Source organism: Vibrio sp. 10N.286.49.C3, from assembly GCF_041469545.1.
Lineage (GTDB): Bacteria > Pseudomonadota > Gammaproteobacteria > Enterobacterales > Vibrionaceae > Vibrio > Vibrio tasmaniensis_A.
On sequence record NZ_JBFRKT010000008.1, the window covers coordinates 18,667 to 41,744 of the forward strand.

General features: G+C 44.2%; 21 protein-coding genes and 1 pseudogene. 9 read left to right on the top strand and 13 right to left on the bottom strand.

From position 1 onward, the window contains the following. Position 1: 1 nt before the first annotated feature. Positions 2-1,042, bottom strand: a complete 1,041-nt coding sequence (locus tag AB4180_RS03030; RefSeq protein WP_102249469.1) for a DUF1214 domain-containing protein — start codon at positions 1,040-1,042, stop codon at positions 2-4. A 667-nt stretch (positions 1,043-1,709) separates the two neighbouring features. Between AB4180_RS03030 and AB4180_RS03035 the strand changes: the two genes are divergently transcribed. Further along, complete coding sequence (locus AB4180_RS03035) at positions 1,710-1,946, top strand: YdcH family protein (RefSeq protein ID WP_004732244.1); 237 nt, start codon at positions 1,710-1,712, stop codon at positions 1,944-1,946. Between the two features lie 281 nt (positions 1,947-2,227). On the opposite strand, the gene glpD is transcribed toward AB4180_RS03035, so the two are convergent. The 5 genes from glpD to AB4180_RS03060 form a co-directional block, all read right to left on the bottom strand. After that, on the bottom strand, positions 2,228-3,787 hold the full coding sequence (glpD, locus tag AB4180_RS03040; RefSeq protein ID WP_102249468.1) for a glycerol-3-phosphate dehydrogenase: 1,560 nt from the start codon (positions 3,785-3,787) through the stop codon (positions 2,228-2,230). A gap of 270 nt (positions 3,788-4,057) precedes the next feature. Then, positions 4,058-4,843 carry a DeoR/GlpR family transcriptional regulator gene (locus AB4180_RS03045; protein ID WP_017100307.1) on the bottom strand — a complete coding sequence of 262 codons (786 nt, stop codon included), beginning with the start codon at positions 4,841-4,843 and terminating at the stop codon, positions 4,058-4,060. A gap of 275 nt (positions 4,844-5,118) precedes the next feature. After that, a complete protein-coding gene (gene glpK / locus AB4180_RS03050) occupies positions 5,119-6,639 on the bottom strand; it encodes a glycerol kinase GlpK (protein WP_017108454.1) in 1,521 nt (506 codons plus the stop codon). Positions 6,640-6,698: 59 nt separating this feature from the next. Then, positions 6,699-7,553, bottom strand: a complete 855-nt coding sequence (locus AB4180_RS03055; protein ID WP_102249467.1) for an MIP/aquaporin family protein — start codon at positions 7,551-7,553, stop codon at positions 6,699-6,701. A 448-nt stretch (positions 7,554-8,001) separates the two neighbouring features. Beyond that, the gene (locus AB4180_RS03060; protein ID WP_102249466.1) at positions 8,002-8,433 is read right to left on the bottom strand and encodes a PACE efflux transporter; all 432 of its coding nucleotides are present in this window, start codon (positions 8,431-8,433) and stop codon (positions 8,002-8,004) included. Positions 8,434-8,563: 130 nt separating this feature from the next. Between AB4180_RS03060 and AB4180_RS03065 the strand changes: the two genes are divergently transcribed. Next, a complete protein-coding gene (locus AB4180_RS03065; protein WP_017102292.1) occupies positions 8,564-9,454 on the top strand; it encodes a LysR family transcriptional regulator in 891 nt (296 codons plus the stop codon). A 77-nt stretch (positions 9,455-9,531) separates the two neighbouring features. On the opposite strand, the gene arsB is transcribed toward AB4180_RS03065, so the two are convergent. Next, positions 9,532-10,587: an ACR3 family arsenite efflux transporter gene (gene arsB, locus AB4180_RS03070; protein WP_017102293.1), complete on the bottom strand. Its 1,056-nt coding sequence runs from the start codon at positions 10,585-10,587 to the stop codon at positions 9,532-9,534. Between the two features lie 105 nt (positions 10,588-10,692). After that, on the bottom strand, positions 10,693-11,034 hold the full coding sequence (locus AB4180_RS03075; RefSeq protein WP_017102294.1) for a helix-turn-helix transcriptional regulator: 342 nt from the start codon (positions 11,032-11,034) through the stop codon (positions 10,693-10,695). A 319-nt stretch (positions 11,035-11,353) separates the two neighbouring features. On the opposite strand from AB4180_RS03075, the gene AB4180_RS03080 reads away from it, so the two are divergent. The 3 genes from AB4180_RS03080 (at position 11,354) to AB4180_RS03090 (ending at position 14,208) form a co-directional block, all read left to right on the top strand. Then, positions 11,354-12,151 (top strand): Cof-type HAD-IIB family hydrolase, encoded by a 798-nt coding sequence (locus AB4180_RS03080; protein ID WP_102249465.1) that lies wholly within the window; start codon positions 11,354-11,356, stop codon positions 12,149-12,151. 181 nt (positions 12,152-12,332) lie between these two features. Then, positions 12,333-12,980, top strand: a complete 648-nt coding sequence (locus AB4180_RS03085; RefSeq protein ID WP_017102295.1) for a DsbA family oxidoreductase — start codon at positions 12,333-12,335, stop codon at positions 12,978-12,980. A gap of 34 nt (positions 12,981-13,014) precedes the next feature. Next, the gene (locus AB4180_RS03090) at positions 13,015-14,208 is read left to right on the top strand and encodes a winged helix-turn-helix domain-containing protein (RefSeq protein WP_017102296.1); all 1,194 of its coding nucleotides are present in this window, start codon (positions 13,015-13,017) and stop codon (positions 14,206-14,208) included. Between the two features lie 65 nt (positions 14,209-14,273). On the opposite strand, the pseudogene AB4180_RS03095 reads toward AB4180_RS03090, so the two are convergent. Further along, positions 14,274-15,106, bottom strand: a pseudogene (locus tag AB4180_RS03095) (LysR substrate-binding domain-containing protein). Positions 15,107-15,212: 106 nt separating this feature from the next. Here AB4180_RS03095 and AB4180_RS03100 point away from each other — a divergent pair. The 3 genes from AB4180_RS03100 (at position 15,213) to AB4180_RS03110 (ending at position 17,055) form a co-directional block, all read left to right on the top strand. Beyond that, entirely contained in the window at positions 15,213-15,500 is a 288-nt protein-coding gene (locus AB4180_RS03100) for a putative quinol monooxygenase (RefSeq protein ID WP_029222801.1), read from the top strand. A gap of 39 nt (positions 15,501-15,539) precedes the next feature. Beyond that, positions 15,540-16,514, top strand: a complete 975-nt coding sequence (locus AB4180_RS03105) for a Gfo/Idh/MocA family protein (protein ID WP_102249464.1) — start codon at positions 15,540-15,542, stop codon at positions 16,512-16,514. A gap of 199 nt (positions 16,515-16,713) precedes the next feature. Beyond that, the gene (locus tag AB4180_RS03110) at positions 16,714-17,055 is read left to right on the top strand and encodes a Fis family transcriptional regulator (protein WP_372081752.1); all 342 of its coding nucleotides are present in this window, start codon (positions 16,714-16,716) and stop codon (positions 17,053-17,055) included. Between the two features lie 85 nt (positions 17,056-17,140). Here AB4180_RS03110 and AB4180_RS03115 read toward each other — a convergent pair whose 3' ends face one another. After that, positions 17,141-18,040, bottom strand: coding sequence for a GyrI-like domain-containing protein (locus AB4180_RS03115; RefSeq protein ID WP_017102299.1), 900 nt, complete (start codon positions 18,038-18,040; stop codon positions 17,141-17,143). Between the two features lie 416 nt (positions 18,041-18,456). Between AB4180_RS03115 and AB4180_RS03120 the strand changes: the two genes are divergently transcribed. Then, positions 18,457-20,688: a hypothetical protein gene (locus AB4180_RS03120; RefSeq protein WP_102249463.1), complete on the top strand. Its 2,232-nt coding sequence runs from the start codon at positions 18,457-18,459 to the stop codon at positions 20,686-20,688. A 53-nt stretch (positions 20,689-20,741) separates the two neighbouring features. On the opposite strand, the gene AB4180_RS03125 is transcribed toward AB4180_RS03120, so the two are convergent. The 3 genes from AB4180_RS03125 to ulaR all read right to left on the bottom strand — a co-directional run bounded on the left by AB4180_RS03125 (position 20,742) and on the right by ulaR (position 22,995). Next, positions 20,742-20,984, bottom strand: a complete 243-nt coding sequence (locus tag AB4180_RS03125; RefSeq protein ID WP_009845904.1) for a hypothetical protein — start codon at positions 20,982-20,984, stop codon at positions 20,742-20,744. A 68-nt stretch (positions 20,985-21,052) separates the two neighbouring features. Then, on the bottom strand, positions 21,053-22,120 hold the full coding sequence (gene ulaG / locus AB4180_RS03130) for an L-ascorbate 6-phosphate lactonase (RefSeq protein ID WP_017089479.1): 1,068 nt from the start codon (positions 22,118-22,120) through the stop codon (positions 21,053-21,055). A gap of 119 nt (positions 22,121-22,239) precedes the next feature. Continuing rightward, the gene (ulaR, locus tag AB4180_RS03135; protein ID WP_017096290.1) at positions 22,240-22,995 is read right to left on the bottom strand and encodes an HTH-type transcriptional regulator UlaR; all 756 of its coding nucleotides are present in this window, start codon (positions 22,993-22,995) and stop codon (positions 22,240-22,242) included. Between the last annotated feature and the right edge of the window lie 83 nt (positions 22,996-23,078).

Below are 23,078 nucleotides of genomic sequence, written 5' to 3' on the forward strand. Positions count from 1 at the left end.
GCTATTGAGCAGTGACCTGTGGGAAGTTGTGCATCTCACCTGATGCTACCGCTTCATCACTAGGACGGTATGCACGAACCGCAAAGTTCCAGCCATCATCGTTTACTTCAATTACGTTATTTGCAGCGTCACAGGTTTGCCCTTTTGGCGCAAAGTGGATCGTGTAAGAACCGTCTTTATTGGGTGTTGATGTCGTTGAATCAGCACTGTTGTTGTTCGTCATCAACCAGCCTTGGCTTGAATAGGCCGTAATTGACCAATAACCGCCTTCGTCATAACGTAATGAGGGTGCTTCAAACGTGATGTTTGCACATTCTGTTTTACCTGTGCCCGCTCGTGATGTATACACAGCATGCTCTGCCGGCATACCAGCCCAACCCACCGCAGTACCAATCATAAACTGCTTGTTATCTGATGTTGCTGTGATGTTTGGTGTGAAGGCTTCTTCTGTCTTGATGTCATTAACTAGCTTCTCCCATTTTGCTCGGACGTTATCTCGAGATGCATCATCCCAATCTGAAGCAGGTTCAAAAGGCTTAGCTGATTTCGCATTAATGACCGCCGCATCTTGCAGTCGATGCGCTTCATCTGCGCCAGCACTTGTTGCAGTTCGCATCAGTATGTAGATGTAGTCTGAACCTGCGATTTCTGAGTCGATGTAAATTTCTTCGCCACCATAAATGGCCATGTGGTTATCATGATTGTTATTGAAGATATGCATGATCTGGTACGCATCGCCTTCCGCCAGTTTGAATGTTGCGCCTTCTGAGACATCGACAACCGCGGTTGAATAGAGCAGGTCGGTGTTAGAGCGGATAATCATTTGGTTCTCTACCGTTACGTTCTCACGATTATGCTCAAAAACATTAACCGGTTGATGCTCTAACTGTTGAGTGAAGTAAAGGTCGCTTTCTGCACGAGCGAAGTTTTCGTCGGTTACTTCAACTGCTGCCATTGTTTGCATTGATGTGATGGTAATCAGTGTTGCTAAAATGGTCTTTTTCATGTCGTTTACCTTGAGGTCGTCATTAGGAGATGACACTAATGTATCGCTTTGGTTGTGATTCTAAAAATGAATTGATGTTATTTAGATAATAACCTAAAGGAATTGATACGCTGGTTTTTGTGAAGCTTAGAGAGAGTCGTGACTGTTTTTTGTTCGTTTGGTGAAAGTTTTTTGCATGGAGACTGGTCGTTAATTAATGAAGCGATGCTTTGTTCATTAACTAAGGCTTTATCGGCAGGTAAGGCTTTAGTTAATGACTGAGGTATCCGCGCTTTAAAGCACTATGCTTTAGTCATGACTAAAAGAGGATTAATTATGAAATGGCTTATCTTATCTGTAACGCTATTGTTCGTGGCAGGATGCCAATCGACAGGCTCTGACACGTCTTCACATGATCAAATGAATCGAGTTCATTCTGGTGGTTGTAGCAGCTAATCCTTTTTTGAAAATACTTTTTAGCTGCTGTTATTATCATTTCTGTCACTGTTCTTATAAAGAACTCACTTCTACAAAGCCTTGCGATTACGTGAGGCTTTCTTCTATGTAAAACAACGCATCCCTGCCGATTTATGTTGTAAATTTGTGAATCTGAACTGTCTATATTCTAGGCTGTGTACTGGATCTCATTTGTTATTTGAGTCCCTTGCTAAGGTAAATAATGAATGTGTACTACCAATCACTTTACTCAACTTAAGAGGTTTCTATGCTAGGTGAAAATCACTCTCTTGTTCACGAATTTCCTGAAATGAAAGACAAAATTGCTGAGCTTGCTAAAACTGACGATGGCTTTGCAGCAGATATGAAGACATACGACAACCTTGATAAAGAAATTCGTAAACTAGAGCTGAAAGATTCACCCATTGATGACGGCTCGATGCACCAATTGAAACATGATCGTTCTGAGCTTAAAGATTCACTGCATGCTCGTTTAACTGGCTAGTGAGTTGGTAATTTTGCTGACTAGCTAAGTTAAATCGTTAGATCGCTAAACGGTTACTGCAGGTTTAGACAATAAAAACTCCTTCGGGAGTTTTTTTTCGTTTCTGCATTCCAGTCTCTATCTGAACGCATAAGAATATTTGGATACAAGAAACCGTAGATATAGACAAACTCAGTTAGCACTAAGGTTTTGTAAATAGGGTGGATATAAAAAAGCTTAGCGCGGGGGACGCTAAGCTTCGTTGTTAAGTATGTTCTTGAACCATGCTTAGGTTGGTGGGGTTAGCCTACTTGAGAAAAGCTCACTACCTTGCTTTGTAGTTTCTCTTTCAGGTAATCCGTTACTGCTTGCTGCTCTGATTCACTCATGTACAGGCCAAGCTTGGTTCTGCGCCACAAGATGTCTTCGTCTGTCATCGCCATCTCTTCATTGATCAAGTAATCGATTTCAACTTGATAAACGCCATGTGCCTCGCTTGAGAATTGAATGCCAAGGTCAGCTTCGCTATTTGCGCCTTCCAGTAGTTTCCACGTGTAAGTACCGAATTGAGTCACGTAACGAAGCAATAGCGCTTCAGGTGCCCAAGGGGATTTAGTGTGGATCATCTTCGCAAGCTGCTCTCTGCTGCAACTAAAGTTACCGCCTGGAAGCGTGTCGTTCGCTGTCCATGGTGCACCCATGTTGGTTAGGTGTGGCTCAAGCTTCTTAAGTGCCGCTTCGCCGAGCTTACGATAAGTGGTCAACTTGCCACCGAAGATCGAAAGCAGTGGTGCTTGATCGAGCTCTGCGTCCAATTCCAACGTGTAGTCACGAGTGATCGCTTGTGGTGAATCCGATTCGTCGTCACAAAGCGGTCTTACGCCACTGTATGTCCAAACCACATCTTCACGGCCAAGCTGTTTAACAAAGTGTTGGTTAACAATATCAATCAAGTAATCCACTTCGACATCATCAATTGCGACGTTACGTGGGTCGCCTTTGTATTCAAGGTCGGTAGTGCCGATGATCGAGAACTTATCTAGGTAAGGGATCATGAACACAATACGATTGTCTTTGTTTTGCAGGATGTACGCTTGTGGTTCGTCGTGAATACGTGGCACAACAATGTGAGAGCCTTTGATCAGACGAATATTACGAGGCGAAGCTTGCTCTAATCCATCATCAAAGAACTGCTTAACCCAAGGGCCAGCTGCGTTGACCAGTGCTTTCGCTTTACGTTCAAAACGCTGGTTTGTCATCACATCAAGGATCGTCACATGCCAGATGCCGCCTTCACGGTGCGCTTTTTCAACTCGGCAGTAGTTACGAACTTCTGCGTTGTTTTCTTTTGCTGCTAATACGTTGAGCAACACCATACGCGCATCATCAACCCAGCAATCTGAGTATTCGAAGCCTGTCTTCATTTCTGGTTTCAGTTGGCCTGATTTCGCTAAGTTGACGGTCTTACTTCCAGGAAGAGTGGTGCGCTTACCCAAGTTATCGTAAAGGAATAGGCCACAGCGAATCATCCAAGCCGGGCGTAAAAATGGTCGATGTGGTAAACGGAAACGCATTGGTTGAGCAACATGAGGTGCTTTTCTTAACAAGACTTCACGTTCCGCGAGTGCTTCCGAAACCAAACGAAACTCGTAATGTTCAAGGTAGCGTAGGCCACCGTGGATAAGCTTTGAGCTGGCAGAAGACGTTGCAGATGCGAAATCATTTGCTTCGTATAAGCCAACGTTTAGACCACGACCTGATGCGTCTGCCGCGATGCCTGCACCGTTGATGCCGCCGCCAATCACGATCAAGTCTAAAGTGGAAGGTGTACTGTTGTTTGAATTATTTTGTTGAGCACTCATGGTTTTGACCTCTTTCTGAGCGAACGAGCATTTTAGAACATAATTGAATCCTATATGAACTTTCGTTTGCGGTCATTTATTATTTTCGTTTATGCGCGTTTTATGTGATTTGGGCATAAAAAAACCTCTGCTTATGAAGGCAGAGGTTCAAATAAGTCTAATTCGAGCATAGAAGCGACAGTGACAGCGAGCAAGTTTTACTTTATTAACTTTTCTATAAAGAATCGTGAATCATTTAAGAAAGTGGCGTCACTGAGCTCTTATGTTTAGTTATTCGCTCATAGGACGAGCGGTATCGATCACTTCTAATGGTATTGCGGAATCTTTAAGGATGTTGAGAATCTCTTCTGGTGGCTGCTTATTAGTAAACACCATGTGGGCTTGAGAGATATTACCGAGCTTAACCATCGCGTTACGGCCAAACTTAGTGTGGTCGACGGCTAAGAAGATGCTGCGACTGTTTTCGATGATGGCTTGTTTCACTCGAACTTCGTGGTAGTCAAAATCGAGTAACGAGCCGTCAAAGTCGATGCCACTGATGCCCAAGATACCGAAATCGAGGCGGAACTGCTTCACGAAATCGAGTGTCGCTTCACCGACGATGCCACCATCGCGGTTACGTACTTCACCGCCCGCCAAGATAACCTTGATCTCAGGGTTCGGTAGAAGGATGCTTGCAACGTTAATGTTGTTGGTCACAACTCGTAGCTGTTTGTGGTTTTTGTTGAGTGCGCGAGCAACCGATTCAGGTGTGGTGCCGATATCAACGAACAAGGTTGCGCCATCTGGGATATGTTTAACCAGCTCGTCGGCGATCACGTCTTTTTCGTTGAAGTTAAGCGCTTTACGCGTGTTATAAGAGGTGTTTTCTGAGCTTAAAGGAATGGTTGCACCACCGTGATAGCGACGGATTTTGTTGCTATCGGCAAGTTCATTGAGGTCTCGTCTGATGGTTTGTGGGCTAACATCGAACTTTTCAACGAGCTCATCGGTACTCACATATCCTTGTGTTTTTACCAGATCTACAATCTGCTGGTGTCTTGGTATCTGCTTCACTTAACTTACCACTCCCTGCGCGCAAAGGGCTCTAGCGCGTCAAAATCGAAAATATAAACTCACACTATTGTGCTCGAATTGATGAAAAGAGAGAAGTAATGATGGTAAGGAATCATGTCTAAACCGCAAAAACGCTGCTCAAAACATGGAATTTGAGCCTGAAACGCAAAAAAGAGCACAAAATAGTGCTCTTTTTAGTTTCGTTTGCTGAGGTTCGAACAATCGAATCGATTAATAAGGGATTATTCGTGCTCCTCTGTTAACTCACGCTTAGATTACTCTTCGTCGTCATCGTGCAGTTCAGACCAAACCTGTGCACACTTGATAGCACGCTTCCAACCTTTGTAACGGCGGTTACGCTTCTCTTCGTCGTGGTGTGGCATGAAGGTACGGTTAAGAACGGCTTTGTCTTGAAGCTCGTCAATGCTGTCCCAGAAACCAACCGCTAGGCCAGCAAGGTAAGCGGCACCAAGAGCCGTTACTTCTGTTACTTCCGGGCGGTGAACTTCAGTATCCAGCACGTCTGATTGGAATTGCATTAGGAAGTTGTTCGCTACTGCGCCGCCATCAACACGTAGTTTCGCTAGCTTGATGCCTGAATCCGCTTGCATCGCGTCTAGTACGTCACGCGTTTGGTAAGCAATGCCTTCCAGCGTTGCACGGATGATGTGGTTAGAGTTAACACCACGAGTTAGGCCGACAATCGTACCGCGAGCATAAGCATCCCAGTAGGGTGCGCCTAGGCCAGTAAATGCAGGAACCACGTAAACGCCGTTTGAAGAGTCTACTTTGGTTGCGAAGTACTCAGAGTCTTCTGCACCAGCCAGTAGCTTCATTTCATCACGTAGCCATTGGATAGATGCGCCACCCATGAATACCGCACCTTCAAGCGCGTATGCAGGCTCGCCTTTAGGGCCACATGCTAGCGTTGTTAGTAGACCATTCTTCGATGTTACTTTCTCTTGGCCTGTGTTCATTAGAAGGAAACAACCCGTGCCGTAAGTATTCTTAGCTTGGCCTGCTTCTACACACATTTGACCGTAAAGTGCAGCTTGTTGGTCACCCGCAATACCCGCGATTGGGATACGCGTACCGCCTTTACCACCAAGGTTCGTTTGACCGTAAACCTCTGAAGAGCGTTTCACTTCAGGCATCATGACTGCTGGAATGCCCATTTCATCAAGTAGCTTCTGGTCCCAGCATAGGTCGTTGATGTTGAACAACATAGTACGTGACGCGTTGGTGTAATCCGTAACGTGTACACGTCCTTGAGTCATTTTCCAAACCAACCAAGTATCAACTGTACCGAACAGTAATTTGCCAGCTTCAGCGTCTTCGCGAGCGCCTTCAACGTTGTCTAGAATCCATTTTACTTTGGTACCTGAGAAATACGGGTCAAGGACTAAGCCAGTATTGTCACGTACGTAGTCTTCTAGGCCACGCGCTTTTAGGTCTTCACAGATGTCTGCAGTACGGCGACACTGCCATACGATTGCGTTATAAACAGGCTTGCCTGTCTCTTTGTTCCAAACAATGGTGGTTTCACGTTGGTTCGTGATACCAATGCCCGCTAGCTCATCGCTGCGAATACCTGCTTTAGCAAGAGCTTCAACCAATGTAGAGCTTTGAGTCGCCCAGATCTCCATTGGATCATGCTCAACCCAACCCGCTTTCGGGTAAATCTGAGTGAATTCTCGTTGAGAAGAACTAACGATGTTTGCATCGTGATCGAGGATTACAGCGCGAGAACTTGTGGTGCCTTGGTCTAGGGCAACAATGTATTTTTGCTCGGTCATGGTAAGAATCCTTTTTCTTTCGTTATTTATATTTTAGTAAATGTAAGGTCGCTTAGGGATTAAGCTTGAGCTTGTTCAGCTTCTTCTTCTGTTTCACATTGGTTTGGAATTGTGCAGCCTTGGCCTTCTACTGGCAGGTAAGCACCGATAACACGTGGGTACAACCAACCACCAAAACACGCACCAGCAATTGGAGCAAGAATTGGAACGATGAAGTAAGGAATATCACGAGCACCGCTTAGTGCGAAATCCCAACCTGCAAAGTAAGCAAAAAGTTTTGGCCCGAAGTCACGAGCAGGGTTCATTGCAAAGCCAGTCAGTGGACCTAAAGAACCACCAATTACTGCGATAAGAATACCGATCAGTAGAGGGTTCATTGCACCGCGAGATGCGCCGTTGTTCTCATCACCTAACGCTAAAATGGCAAACATCAACACTGCAGTAATCACGAATTCCACAGCAAAAGCGCCGAAGAAAGAAAGTGAAGCATGTGGGTAAGTCGAGAAGATACCAGCAGTTGATAGTGCGTCTTGGCTGCTACGAACGAAGTTATGTGCGATTTCGTAGTCAGTAAATAGGTTGCTGTACAGGCTGTAAACCAATGCTGCAGAGCAGAAAGCTCCAAGCAGTTGCGAAATGATGTAAGGCACTACTTTCGCTTTGTCAAAGCCATGGAACATGGCCAGTGCAATCGTCACCGCTGGGTTGATGTGTGCGCCTGAAACGCCGGCAGTACAGTAAATTGCAATCGCAACACCGAAGCCCCAGATGATGCTGATTTCCCATTGTCCGAATGTCGCACCGGTTAGTACCAATGCTGCCACACAGCCAACGCCAAAGAATATGAGTAATCCTGTACCGATAAATTCAGCCAAGCATTGCCCAAATAAAGAAAGGTGTTTGTTTGTTGTCATGTTCGAGTCCTTTTTAGTTTTGCTTATCTAGCACGTGTATTGTGCATATATTTGCGAACTCGAAAATAAACGAACATCAAAAGTGAGCGTTTGAGCATAAAATTGTTAATTAAAGTCACTTGAAATGTTAATCCGAACACTTTTGCTCGAAAAAGATGCTCGCATGAACGTCATTGCTCGAATTGATAGGTTGCGAAGTCGCTCAAACTACCTATATGTAAATGAATGCGCAACTGGTACGAGGAGTTTATGTTTGGATTTGTGATGCTACTTCGTGAGTGGCGGATTATTAGACTTAATTAGGGAGGACTGTGTGATGTTTTTGCTATGTAACAAGGGCGTTAATAAATGAGCTTATATGCATAAATGAATAAACTGCCAACTATGTTGTAGTTTGGCAGTTTTCATTTGGGTGTATGTTCTTGTTATACGAGATGAACTTACCGCTCTAAACCAGAGCAGTAACCTTTCCTCTCGCAACCAACTGAGCTCGGATCGAGTCATACACCCAGTTGAACGCAATCGCGTAAAGCACGAAGAAGATAACAATTCCGATATCCATTACTAGTACAGTCCAGAAATCGAGTTGAAGTACCCACATTAGTAGCGGGAACGTCACCAGCATCAAACCCAGTTCGAAACCTAAGCCGTGCAGAATACGTGTTTTTTTGGTTCGTTTGTTGCGGTCAGCACCGTAAATCTTGTCGTAACCGTAGTTGTAGACGTAGTTCCACGTCATCGCAATCAGCGACAAAGACAGCGCCAAGCCTGCCATTTTTACTGCTCCGCCCCCAACAATGTAAGTTGCCGCCACGGCCATCAAAATCAAAGCTGCTAATTCAAATAGCACCATGTGCAACATGCGTTCTTTATGTGACATTTTTCTAACTCTCTTTACGATTAAATAGCCGCCGATGGGCTAATGACTTGGTTAGATAATATCTAGTTAAGTGATAATATAAAGATAGTTAGCATCATATATAGTGATAGTAAGTTTTGGGAGAAACCAAATGTACAACATTGAACAGCTGAAAATGTTTGTGTATGCCGTTGAATTAGGGTCATTTTCTGCCAGTGCTCGCGAGTTAGGTAAGGTGCAGTCGGCGGTGAGCCAAGGCATCAGTAATCTTGAAATAGATTTTAATGTTGAGCTTTTTGATCGTTCGACTCGAAAGCCTTCACTAACCAAAGCGGGCGAGCAGTTATTTAAACAGGTGAAAGCGATCGTGCTTCAGGTTGAAGATCTGAATGTGACGGTTAACGCGATGGGTAGCGGTGAAGAGGGGCTCATCAAAATTGCATTAGATGATTCATTACTGGTTCCGAACTTATCTAAGATCCTTAGTCAGTTCAGTCAACAATTCCCTGCTACTGAAGTTGAACTGGTTGCGTGTACCACAACAGAGGTCAATCCGTTAATTATCGAAGAGAGAGCCGACATTGGATTGATGTTTACCAACTTGGCTTTTGATGTCGGTTCTGAGCCATGCTTTATCGGTCACTTACCGTTTATTGCTGTGTGTCATCCAAGGCATGCGCTCGCAAAAACAGGTGTGGCGAAACTCACTGACTTACTCCCGCATCGTCAGTTAATGTTGAGGGGAGACAAAGGCAAGGTGATGGATCAGTTTCCGCTGATTGCCGGAAAGGTATGGTGGTCAAACAGCTTTATTGTGATCAAAGAGATGGTACTTGGCAGCGATATTGGCTGGGCATACTTACCCAAGCACCTTGTCGAAGAGGAGCTGAATAAGCAGCGTTTAGTGGAGATTAATGTCTCATTCGATCACAAAACGTGGTCGCCGCCCGTTGATCTTGTTCTGTCTAAAACACGCTCTAAAGGTCCTGCATTACTTTGGCTTGAACAAGCATTGAAAGGCTTATTAGACGAAACTGAATAAAGAAAAGGCTCACCGTTTAACGTGTGAGCCTTTCTGTTTCAAGTGATACTGCTTTTTGTGAGTGCTAGATGTAGATCCTAGACGCTAGGTTTAACCGTCTGACCGTTGTAGTACTTGTCTTTCATCTTAAGCGCCACGTTCACTAGGTAAATCAACACAGGTACTTCAATCAGTGGACCGATAACACCGGCAAACGCTTGGTCTGAGTTGATACCGAATACTGAGATAGCAACGGCAATCGCTAGCTCGAAGTTGTTACCTGTCGCTGTGAATGCAATTGAAGCGTTCTTGTCGTATTCAATACCCATCTTCTTACCAATGAAGAAGCTGATGAAGAACATCGCTGTGAAGTAGATAGTCAGTGGAACCGCAATCAACAATACGTCCATTGGCAGCTCTACAATCATCTCGCCTTTTAGGCTGAACATCAGAACGATAGTCGCCAATAGCGCAATCAGTGTGATTGGCGAGATGCGTGGAATGAACACATCGTTGTACCACTGCTCGCCTTTCATCGACACCAGGATCTTACGGCTTAGGAAGCCCGCTAGGAATGGGATTCCTAGGTAGATAAGAACACTGTGTGCAATATCGATCATCGAGATATCAACCATCATGCCTTCGTAACCAAATACTGGTGGAAGAACGCTGATGAATAGCCACGCCATAAAGCTGTAGCTCACCACTTGGAATGCACTGTTTAGAGCAACCAATGCCGCGCCATACTCTTTGTTACCGCCGCCGATGTCGTTCCAAACCAGAACCATCGCCACACAACGAGCAAGACCAATCAGAATCACGCCGACCATGTAACCTGGGTGGTCACCTAAGAATGTTAGCGCCAACACAAACATCAGAATTGGGCCAACAAGCCAGTTCATGATCAAAGATAGTTTGATGGCTTTCTTATCTTTGACCACAGTGCCTAATAGGTTGTAGTTAACCTTAGCCAGAGGTGGGTACATCATTAAGATAAGGCCAATTGCCAGTGGAATGTTGGTGGTACCAACCGACATAGATTCGTTCCACTGCTCGATCTGTGGGAATAGGATGCCAAGCAGTACACCAAGACCCATGGCAATAAAGATCCACAGCGTTAAGTAGCGATCTAGAAAACCTAATTTTGGCTTCATGATATTTTCTCTTTGGTTGATATCGTTAATCGTCGAAAAACGATATTGGGAAGCAAAAAAATACGCTTAATTTATTCCGTATTCGACAAACTAAGCGCGATAAATCTATTTCAAAATAGTGTCGATTAGCGTCTCAAATTGCTGAATATTATCTCGATTAATGCGGTAGCACATCTTCGGTGGTATCGATTCAGCAGTGATGAAACCAGAGGTTTTCAAGATTCTTAGGTGCTCTGATACTGTCGATTGCGCCAAACCTAATTCACTAACCAAGTCACTGTTCAAACAGCCGCCCGATTTTTCTAGCGTTGAAAGGATACTCAATATACGAACTCTTGCCGGGTGAGCGAGCGCTTTGGCCAGAGCTGCCATTTGCGTTTCAGCTTCGGTATCACCATGTCCGATTGGTAGAGCACAGCCACCAGTTGTAGGGCAAGTTTCGTTCATATTGATGTTTCGCTTTCCATAATCGTTAAAAGACGATTAATGGTAGGCCTATTTCTTTTATTGGTCAATGCGAAATTTATAAGTCGGCTTAAATTGGCATCTCAGAACAATGGTTTTAGTTAAGCTTGATATTCGATTTTTATCTGTTTTTACCTTCTTATTGCGCATAAACAAGATCTTAGATTTAAACAAAGAAATCGACCGAAAAGCATTGCATTCACTGGCTACTCTAGCGATATAATCGAAGGCAGAACCGTTACACAAGATAACGAAAAATCATAATTTACACTTTAATCTTTACTTATAGGTAAGCCCTGAAATGCCACAACAGAACATCAAATTTATCGCTGCTGATATGGACGGCACTCTTCTTAATGAACACGGAAAGTTAGACCCAGAATTCTTTAATCTTTATGAGCGACTAGAAGCTCAAGACATCATTTTTGCTGCGGCATCGGGTCGTCAGTATTACAGCCTGATGGAAACATTTTCTCCGCTAAAAGATCGCATGATGTTCGTTGCTGAAAACGGCACATTAGTGATGCACAAAGGGCAAGAGCTCTACAGCTGCTTACTTGATACTGATGCCATCAAAGACATCATCAAAGAAGCGCGTGCGATTGAAGGTGCACACGTTGTACTTTGTGGTAAAAAGTCTGCATACATTGAAACCAAAGATGAACGTGCTTTAGCGGAGATCTCTAAGTACTACCATCGCCGTGAGCAAGTAGAAGACTTACTGGCGGTAGAAGACGATTTCATCAAGGTGGCTATCTGTCACTTCGACGGTTCACAAGAGAAAGTGAACCCAACTATTGATGCCAAATTCGGTGAGAACTACCAAGTGGTTGTCAGTGCAAAAATTTGGTTGGATGTGATGAACGCTGAAGCGTCAAAAGGTGCGGCGATTAAACATCTACAGAACACTTTAGGTTTCACTTACGAGCAGACCATGAGCTTTGGTGACTACCTCAATGACTTGGAAATGCTTAAAGAGAGCTACCACTCTTACGCGATGGAAAACGCACATCCAAAGTTAAAAGAGATTGCGCGTTTTGGCGCGCCAAGTAACGTTGATGCGGGTGTGTTCCAAGTGCTTGAGAAGTTGCTAGCGTAACGCTCTTAAGCTCCAACAGATTTTTATCAAAGCCAACTCGTGAACATGAGTTGGCTTTTTTGTTCGTTAATGTTGAACTTAGTTAAATTTGAACGATTGTTCAGCTTGTTGTAGTCTGAAGATAAATTGGATGCCTGCTTATACAGCGGACATGCCTTATCAATGATCATTTGGAATGACGATGAGCAAGAAACTTCAACTTGATATTATTTCTGACGTAATGTGCCCTTGGTGCGTAGTCGGCTACAAAAATCTAGAGCAAGCCGTTTCAGAACTTGGCTTAGCAGAGCAAATTGAACTTGAATGGCAGCCGTTTGAGCTGAATCCCGATATGCCGCAAGAGGGTGAAAACCTGCGTGACCATATCATGAGAAAATACGGCTCTAGCGCAGAAGAGAGTCAAAGTTCACGCGAACAGCTTGCGGCGCGTGGCAAAGCGGTTGGTTTCGATTTCAATTTCTATGACAGCATGAGAATGGTCAATTCACGTCACCTGCATGTGCTGCTCGATTTCGCGTTGGCGCATGGCAAACAGACTGAGTTAAAGCTACGCTTCTTTACTGCTCATTTTTCAGAGCAGAAAGATCTATCTGATCTTGAGGTTATCGCGCAAGAACTTGAAGCAGTTGGGCTAGATTCAACGAAGGCATTGAAACGCCTAAAGAACATCGATAACTTGAAGCAAATTGAAGCGCAAGAGTTTGAATGGCAACGCATGGGGATATCTGCGGTTCCTACCGTGGTATTCAATCGCAAGAGTGCAGTCACTGGTGCGCAGACGGTAGAAACATACAAGCAAATTCTTCAAGAGCTTATTGCTGAATCATAAGCCGATTATTGGTATCAATTAGAGTCTGAATTTCATGGAATCACTGTCACTCGCTCAAGCGCAAAAAATTGTACTGCTTTCGCAAAAATTGCCGCCCAAAAAGCAACGCAATGGAGGCACTTTGGCGAACACGCTGTCTGCGATTGAAAACCTTGGATATGTGCAAATTGATACCATCTCTGTGATTCAGCGAGCTCACCATCATACGCTGTGGAATCGTAATCAAGACTACAAGCTTGATCATCTGGATAAGCTGTTAGAGCGTCGAGAAGTGTTTGAGTATTGGTCGCACGCCGCCGCGTATTTACCCATGCGTGACTACCGTTTCAGCTTGCATCGAAAGAACGGGTTTGCGAGCGGTAAGCTTAAGCATTGGTATAAAAAGGATGATGCACTGATGGCTCATGTTCTCAAACGTATTGAGAATGAAGGGCCATTGATGGCGAAAGATTTTGAAGGGGATAGGCCAAACCCCGGCGGATGGGGCGGTAAACCTGCCAAACAGGCACTAGAGACTTTGTTTATGCAAGGTGACTTAATGGTGCCGAGCCGAATGAACTTCCATAAGGTGTATGACCTAACCGAGCGAGTTTTGCCGAGTGGTATTGATACCTCAGAACCAACGGAACAAGAGTACATCGAGCATCTAATTACGCGTTATTTAGAAGCCAATGGTGTGGGAATCGCATCGGAAATGAGTTATCTGCTCAAGAACACAAAACCTCTGATTCAGAAAACACTCCAGCGGATGCTTGAAGATAAGCAGTTGATGAAAGTAGATATTCAAGGATCGGATTATTATGTGTTGCCTAATGCGTTTGAACTGCTGAATCAGCCTCTTTCTCGAACTAAATTAAAGATACTGTCTCCGTTTGATAACCTGTTGATTCAACGTAAGCGAATGCAATCACTGTTCAACTTTGATTATCTTCTTGAGTGTTATGTACCTGAAGCTAAGCGTCAGTTTGGCTATTTTAGCTTACCGATTTTGTGGCAAGGTGGGCTGGTGGCACGAATGGATTGCAAAGTTGATAGAAAGAGTGGTTTGCTCAATATTCGTAACTTGGTTGTGGAAGACAGGATCAAAAACCATGAGTCGTTGGTTCATGCTTTATGCGATGAACTAAAACACTTCATGGTGTTCAACCAATGTGATGAGATGATCGTCCATAACACCACGCCCTCTGATCTTGGCAAGTGCTTGATGAGCCATTGGCAAACAGTCTAGCGGTTTTGTTGTTAAAAAAACTCTTCGTTACTTAGAAGCCTCTTTGCTAATTCGTCAGCGCTTAGTTACTCAGAAAGAGTGGCTAACAAGAATTCGACAAAGGTTCGGTTCTTCAACGACAGTTGCTTGGTTTTGTAGAGCAAGTGAATCGGCTTAGGGAAAGGTGCCATGCCGGGCAAGATCTCCAATAGCATTCCACGCTCAATTTCTTCTGCGACTAAGATAGTCGGCTGTAACAACACGCCTACGCCTTGAAGGGCTGCATATCGCAACACATCACCATTATTCGACATCAAGCGCACACGCTCTTTATTCGGTGTGGTGTGAGGGGCTTGGCTGCTGTAACTGAATCCAAGCGATGGGTGCTGCGCCAAGTCTTCTAGTACTCTGATTTCAGCATGTTGGTTTAGGTAAGCGGGCGCGGCGCAATAACACATCTCATAATCCCCTAAATACCTTGCGACCAAGCTTGAATCGGACAGGTCGCCAATTCGCACAATCAGGTCAATGTCGGATGAATAAGGGTCGACAAGGTCATTATTCAACATCAGCTCAACGTTGATGGTTGGGTGATGTGCGAGAAATTTGGCCACGATAGGGGCGAGCACCTTGTTTCCATAGGTAACTGGGCAGTTAATTTTTACCGTGCCTTGTGGTTGGTTTTCCAAGGTTTGAATCAGGTTCTCTGCATTGCTGATGTCTTCGAGAATTCGTTTACATTCTCGATAATAAAGCTGCCCTGAATCGGTTAACGATTGCTTACGCGTGGTGCGGTGGATCAGTTGAGAGTTGAGGCTCGATTCAAGGTGGTGGACAAGTTGAAGTGGTTGGCGGCGCTACGAAAGCTGCCTTGCTCGACCACGTAAACGAAGACCTTCATACTGGTTAACTTGTCCATTAAACACTCTTGATTGATAAACAATAAACAAAAGGTGAGTTTATCAATTATTAGGGGTTAATTATATTAATGGCAAACCGATAATTAACTAAAATAAGAGCGTGAAATGCCTCAGACGAATGAAACCATCTTTGTTACTGCAGAACTTAAGATCAAAACTAACATCGAGCGAGCTGTTGCGGTCGAAGCCATCGAACAGTTTTGTTTAGACATGCAAAGCGAGCCGGGCTGCTTACAAGCGATAGCAAGCTATGATCAAAACCAAAGCGATCGTGTGATTTTGCTTGAGCAATACGCTAACCGTGAAGCGATCAATCAGCACTTTGTGATGCCTCATACCCAAGCGTTTATTGAGCGTGATATAACGGAATTAGTACAAGCATTTGAAACGTAACGTGGACCTATCAAAACACAAGAGCAGGAGATCTAAGTCATGAAATGGGGAATCCTAGGAACCAGCTTTATCTCAGGCGTAATGGCGGATGCGATCAAAGGCGATGCTCAAAGCGAGCTGTATGCCGTCGTTGGTCGTACTGAAAAAACACTTAACGAGTTTGCAGCCCAATATCAACCAACACGAACCTTCAACTGCTATGAAGCCCTGATTGAAGATGAGTCAGTCGACATTATCTATATTGCTCTACCAAATCACGTTCACCACGAATACGTGATTAAAGCGGCTCAAAAAGGCAAAGCGATTCTGTGTGAAAAATCGTTATCGGTTGATATGGAAAAAACCGAACAAGCTCTGCAAGCGGTAAAAGAAGCGGGCGTATTCTTCGCTGAAGGTTTGATGTACTTAAACCATCCATTGATTGCCAAGCTTCATCAAGAATTAGCTATTGGTGAGATTGGTGAAGTGCGCTCAATTCAAGGTTCCTACGTTGCTGCAATTGACCAGTTCGTGAATCCTGCGAGCAAAGGCGCGCTATACAACTTAGGTTGTTACCCAATGTCGCTGATTCATTCTGTTGCGCAACAACAGTTTGGTGAAAGTGTGTTTGATGACGTGCAGATCTCAGCAATCGGTCGACGAGGCCAAGATGGTAATATCTGTGAATCGTCGGCGATGATGCGCTTCAACGACCGCTTCACCGCGCAAATTCATACTGCAGAAGACCATGGCTTAAAGCATGGCTTCACGATTCTAGGCAGCAAAGGTTGTATTACACTCGACACCAACCCATGGCTACCGACCGAAGACAATACATTCACGGTTGAGATCTATGAAACATCGACACGTGAAGTGAAAGTCGAAGCGCAAGGCGATGGCTTCCATTATCAAGTGCGTAATATTCGCCAAGCGGTTGAGCGAGGTGAAACACAACTTACTGCACCAATGGTGACTCACCAAGACTCTCGCGTAATCATGAAGTTACTGACTGATTGGGAACAAGTGGCGAGCTAAGATCTTCGTAAATTCTATATTCGGCTCATGTTTGATTGCCTCGTCAGTGATCAAGCATGAGGCGTTTCCTCTATATCTTCGAGTCGATTCTTCCCAATAAATACTTTGCATTTGAAACAGCCACAGTGTCCAATGTCGGTTAAGACAACATTGACCGAAAAACCTTATTTTTTAAGGTGTTAAATAGGATGCTTACTTCATGCGTAAATCAGATAAGAAGATCGAAAATCAAATCAGAGACGTGTTAACGGACGTTTGTGAAGACACGTTAAAAGGCTTCGATGGTTTTCTGTGGGTGACTCATACGGTCAATTTCTCTTCATTCCCGCAAAGTTTGAAAATCGTCTGCGTATTCGATACCAATCAGGATAGAACGAACTTTTTAGAGGGGGGGGGGGGTCAGCAGAGTGCCTCTCGGGCTATCCAACAAGCGTTCAATCAAGTTGGGATTCAACTGAAGAATATCGATAAGCATGTTAGCTACGATACACAAGAAAATTGCGACCGCGACCATCAAGGGAAGTGGTTCAATAGACTTTAAGAAGCTTTCGTAAGAGTCTTTATTGGTTCGTTAACGAAAGAACGAAAGCCTACGCGAGGTAGGCTTTGTTACTGAATTTTATTTGTTATTTAATTGCGGTGCAGAAGCTAACGTTTGAATGCTGAGTTTGTGGATCGTAGCTGTGGTAAAGCTCAAAGCAAGGGCGGTCTTCGGTTTCTATGCCGGACTCTATGACCTTACTCATCAGGTCGTCCCACGCTTTAGCGTATTGGCTTAGCTCGGTGATGGTTTGGCGCATCACTGCATATTGTCCGCCGGGAAAATCTTTTAATTCTATTCCATTTGGCACTTCAGTGTCGTCTGAAACCATCAAGCAGATGTCGGTACGGCATTTATCGTTCGGCGTGATTTCTGGATTGTCATGATAGATAAAGATGCAGCTGTTACCTGCTAATCCTTTCATTTCAGCCCACTGATAAAGACGACCGCTTGGTTCTTCATAACCCTGTCCATAGGGGCCTGTCACTCGTACATACGCTAGTTTTGACGGTTCGAATTGTTGCGTTTTCATTGTCCTACTCCATGTTGTTGGTTCGGAGTCAGTATATGAATTGCCTGCGGTTGCTGCGTTTCCATTCTTGCGCAACGTGTGTCCAATCTTGCTATTTCGCGTCAACTCAGAAAACGCTTGGTAATCTTCACAATCACGAAATGCCGTAGGAGTTACTCCAAAGTGCTGTTTGAATGCTTTGGCCAAGCTTTGCGAGGACGAGAAACCATATTCCAGAGCGATATTCAGGACAGATTGCTTGGATTTGAAAAGATCATCAGCTGCGGATTCAAGCCTCAGTCGCCTGATGAAATCAGCAAGCGTCTCGCCTTGAACGGCTTTAAAAGTGCGATGAAAATGGTAGGGTGGAAAGTTGGCTAACGCCGCGACTTCGATTAGGTTGAGTGGCTCGTTAAAGTGTTTCTCTAAATAGCGGACAACGGGAATCAGCCGCTTATGATAGTCAACGTACATTACTTTATTTACCACTCTCTGTTGTCATCGTTCTTGTTTAGATCACCGAGACTAGCTTATCTAAGTTGAGTTTCAATAGAGGAGCCTTGAAACTGAGATTAGATGCGTTAATCCAATCATCTCGTTATGTTTCTCTATCTACTAACGCGATTATTTAACCTCAAAATTAGGTCGTGTTTGTATTGAAGCCGTCATTTCCCCCTTAAGCTGGCGGTAGTTTCAGATTGTCTTCGTTCGGGTATTTGATGGCACACTTAAATGCTCGTTGAACCGGGTGGCTTAACGCTTGAACTATGAACTTTTCTAGACGATACTTTTTTCGTACATTGCCCCCCCAAAAAAAAGTTGATGTTTAATATGTTGATTTTAAAGGAAGTATTTTGAATGGCAATGGTGTCGATTAGGAAGTTTGAATCATGAAAATTTACATTTCTGGGCTGCTCACACTCATTCCTTCATATTTAATCACCGGCTATTCTTTTGCTGTTGGTACAGCGATTGTACTGCCAGGGCAACATGAATCCGGCGCTGATCTTTCGGGCTCCCCAATGTCTGCGAATGCTGTCATTGATTGGGAAATTGCGAACAGTGACCTCGTATTTGGCTCTTATGCAGATAAAACCGACAATAAGCGAGCTACGACAATTGGGTATATGTATAACCAAAAAATGGAGCTCAATTCTGGTTGGTTGGAGAACGACCTTCGTAATAACGCAGAATCACATGGCGTTAATTTTGAAGACTTCTTTCTCCATTTTTCTGAAGATACAGTGCTCGCAGAAGTTGATAACACCCACGGTGAAAATACTCTCTTAAGTGGAAAGCCTATGATCTTGGGCTATACAGCCAGTGAAGACCATGCTGGCTTTTGGCTGTATCAAGAGCCTCCGTGGGATGCTGATGTGTTTGAGAATTTCGAACTGGGCGGGGCTTTGTATGTCTATCATGCTGAACAGTTCGAACGTCTGACCTTTAAGTTCTCACAGTTTGCTGTCAGCGGCGAATTCTGGATTGAATACCCAACAGCTATTGACTCTCACGGAAGGGTTTCACAGTGGGAAAGGCTCGATGTAAAGAAAGACAAAACGCTCAATATGACCAGAAACCAATCGGTGATTTGGAACCTTCCGGGTAACTGGGTAAGAGCCACAAATCATGATGGCAGTGGGGTGAGTTATGGTGGCGGCCAGTATTTTGGTTCAACCTTTTTGAGAGAGGGTGGCCGTTTATACGTTGTGAGAGTTCGTTGGCAAAGTGAGAACGCAGACGACAGGCCGCGGTTAAAAGAAGTAAAACTCAAAAGCAGCTTTCCAACCGTTAAGTTAACCGACGCTCCGACCACAACTCCGGATGGCAATGCTATCAGCCAATGGCGAAAAATTCGTGGCTTTGACGTGTCTGCAGACCTGAATGGCGATAACTACTTGTCGCCAAGCGAGTATCGAAATCGAACCAATAAGAATGCGACAGCGCGTTTTCGTTGGGAATCAAGAGTGGTGCCATTTGGTCGAATGTGGAGCACGAATTCATCTTGGTCGTTAACGAACGTCGCAAACGCGGATTATTTATCGGCCATTCATCGCTACTACAAGCAAAGTTGGGCAATCCAAGGTTTGAATGGTGCATACAACGACGATACAAATAAACTCATTGGCTCGAACCAGTTCTATGTCCATTCTGGCGGACATGTTCAAGAGTTAGGAGCTGTTGCGGGTTCAAATCAAGCGGATGCTCTCTACACGCAACAATTTTCAGCGTTTCTCAAAAATCTATCTGCTTTAGAAAGTGATGCGTCTATTGGGCTGAACATTGGTACGGCGAACTTGCTGGGTCGAAATGGGCAGTCTCATCTTAGCGAAGCCGGGTCTTTGTATCTGAGAGAGCATTACATTTTTCCGTCTACTGGATTTAGTGGTTACTCGGGGATCTCTAAATTCTGGGATAATTCTGCGCTCGCCTACAATGGAAAAGGAGTGATTTTTCAGGCGACAACGCGTTACGGGCGAGTCCAGTATCTAGGAAATAGTGAAGAGAATTGGAAGAAAGACCAATACTCGACCCTAGCGATTTACCACCTCAATCGACATGCTCAATACAGCTATTTTAATCAGTGGAACAATAGTTACGTCTATGGGAGTGATAACACGACTGCAGACATTTTCTGGCAAAGTGGTGTCCCTAAAAATATCGCTTATCAACCAAGTTCGTTATTAGCCGTTGATTTGGGAGAGCCGAGTCATCAGGTCCTACAGGGATTTGAGCCAATTCCTTTGATGCTGTCGACAACGACACCTCAGCTCGCTGATTACACCATCGTTGGTGATTCATCGATGAGTGAAGTGATGCATGCTGATCTGCCCAATGGTATGACTCATGTTCTACCGACGTTCACGTACTTTATGTATCAATCTAAAAATCTGGTGGCCGCTGGTGGCCCTGAAGATATGGTGTTAGCGAGAGAGTTCAGCAATGGTCGTGTGTTGTACCGCACGGATTTCCACGGTAAGAATTCGAGCTTTTATGAGGCAGAGAAGCTGATGATTGTATTGGACGTGCCGATGAAGCCTGTCGATGAAAACGGCAACATCGGAGAGTATGTGACTGAAATTCATATTGGCGGTTATGAAGGGCTGTTCTTGCTTTATTAGAATTATTTAGATAGACGAAGGGGATCATTTGATAGAGCAGGAGGCAGAAGGCTCTAGAAATTTTGCATATCGACTGATTGATGACTGAAGCCAATTGATTTTGCCGCATTTAGTAGAGCTTGTTGGGTCTTGAATACCCTTGGTTTCAGCTTTCGGTCGGACTCTAAGAAACTATTTATTCCCCATTTGCTGCTTAGAACCATCAAGTAATAGCCATCATTGTTTGGAGAGTTTACGGCAATTGCTGATTCTAAATCGCCACGTTTGAAATGCTCCTTAAATTCGCGTAATACCATATCAATATCCTTATTCGATGATTAAAAAAGGGAGCGAATCGCTCCCTAATTAATGTTGGTACTAATGATTACAAGAATGCGCGGTATGGCAGTTCTGGGTCATTTTTAAAGATATCTGCAAAACCACGGAAGTGTTGGTAGTGCATGCGACCTTTATCTGTAGGGTAAGTGTATCGGCCACCGACTTGCCAGAAGAAAGGTGCGAAGCCGTATTGCAGACGTTCTTTCTTCATGTTCCACAGCATTTCAATTTCACGTGGGTCATTTTGGAAGTTAGCCCAGATATCGTGGTGGAAAGGAACAACGACTTCACAATCCAAAGATTCAGCGGCACGTAAAATGTCTGAAGACGTCATTTTGTCAGTTACGCCACGTGGATTTTCACCGTAAGAAAGCAGTGCAACGTCGATCTTGTGGTCATTACCGTGCTTAGCGTAGTAGTTTGAGTAGTGAGAATCACCAGAGTGGTAAACTGAACCGCCTGTCGTTTCTACTAGGTAGTTCACTGCACGATCGTCCATGCCACCTAAGATATCAGTGTCTAAAGAAGAAGTGCCTTCAGGAAGTGTCACTAGAGCAGTACGGTCGAATGCATCAAGAACCTTAATATTGACGTCTTTGATCTTAATCTCGTCGCCAACTTTCGCGATAACACAACGATCTTCTGGCACACCCCATTTCATCCATAAATCAACACACGCTTTAGGACCAATGAATTTAACGTGCTCGCCACAGTTTTGTAGAACGGCTGCAGCAACGTTGATGTCAATGTGGTCGCCGTGATCATGAGATGCCATAACCGCATCGATCTCTTTAATAGCGAAAGGGTCCAATGGGAAGATTGCAGTACGTAGGTTTGGCTGAAGTGCTTCAACACCGCCCATACGCATCATTTGGTGCTGGTTTTTCATTTTTTGAACAGCTTGTGTTTTTTTACCAGTACCACACCAGAAGTCCATTGATAGGTTTGCACCACCTTCTGATTTTAGCCAAATACCTGTACAGCCAAGCCACCACATAGAAAATGTATTTGGTTGCACGACGGTTTGCTCGATCTCTTCATTTAACCATGTGCCCCACTCAGGGAATGTATTTAGGATCCAAGACTCGCGAGTGATTTCGTTTACGTTGCTCATGATAATACCTTTTATTTCAATAATTTGATTAATTTTGGATGTAGGGAGCCGAGCGCCTTAATTTTGATTAAGGCACTGAGCTAAATTTATTATTATTGGTGGGCTAGTTAGCCTTCGATTTAAACTAGGATGACTTGCGTCCCTTGAGCTTCAATCCGCTTGACGACTTCGGGGTTGGCATCTTTACCAGTGATGACGATGTCTATTTGCTTGGTGCTGCAAAAGAGCATTCCGGTACGTTGTCCAACCTTTGAACTGTCGACAACAACAACGAGTTTATCGATCTGTTCAAGCATTTGCTGCTCTGCTACAGCAGTTAACATGTCGGCCTTGTAGAGGCCAGCATCGGTTAAGCCTTTACCAGAGGTAAACATCCAGTTTCCGGCATAGCCTCCCAGCGAATTGGGCGCGGGATTTAAAAAGATGTTCTGCGCTTTGTTGTATTGACCGCCAATGATGATGACATCGTCATGATCTTCGTTGATCAAGTAGCTTGCGAGTGGGAAGTAGTTCGTTACGATCTGTACATCTTCCCCACATAACTGTTGTCCAAGTAGGAACGCAGTAGAACCACAGTTGATCACAACTGTATCTCCAGCCTCGCAAAGTCCTGCTGCTGCTTGCGCAATCTCTGCTTTCTCTTCATAGAACTCAGTGCTGTTGATATTGAGTGGTGACCACTTTCTCTTCTGATTCTCTACTCGCTCAGCGCCATTTCGAACTTTTCTAAGTCGGCCAACTTCATCTAATTTAGCGATGTCACGTCTTGCAGTAGCAGGTGAAACACTAAATTTATCAATAATATGTGAGACGTTTATTGTCTGCATATCTTCTAATAGCGACACGATGCCGTTATGTCTTTGTACTTCATTCATATTTATCACTCTTTATGTCGTTGTGACAATTTGATGATTACTTTTGATTTGTTTTGATTCTAATAATCACCATCATGATTGTC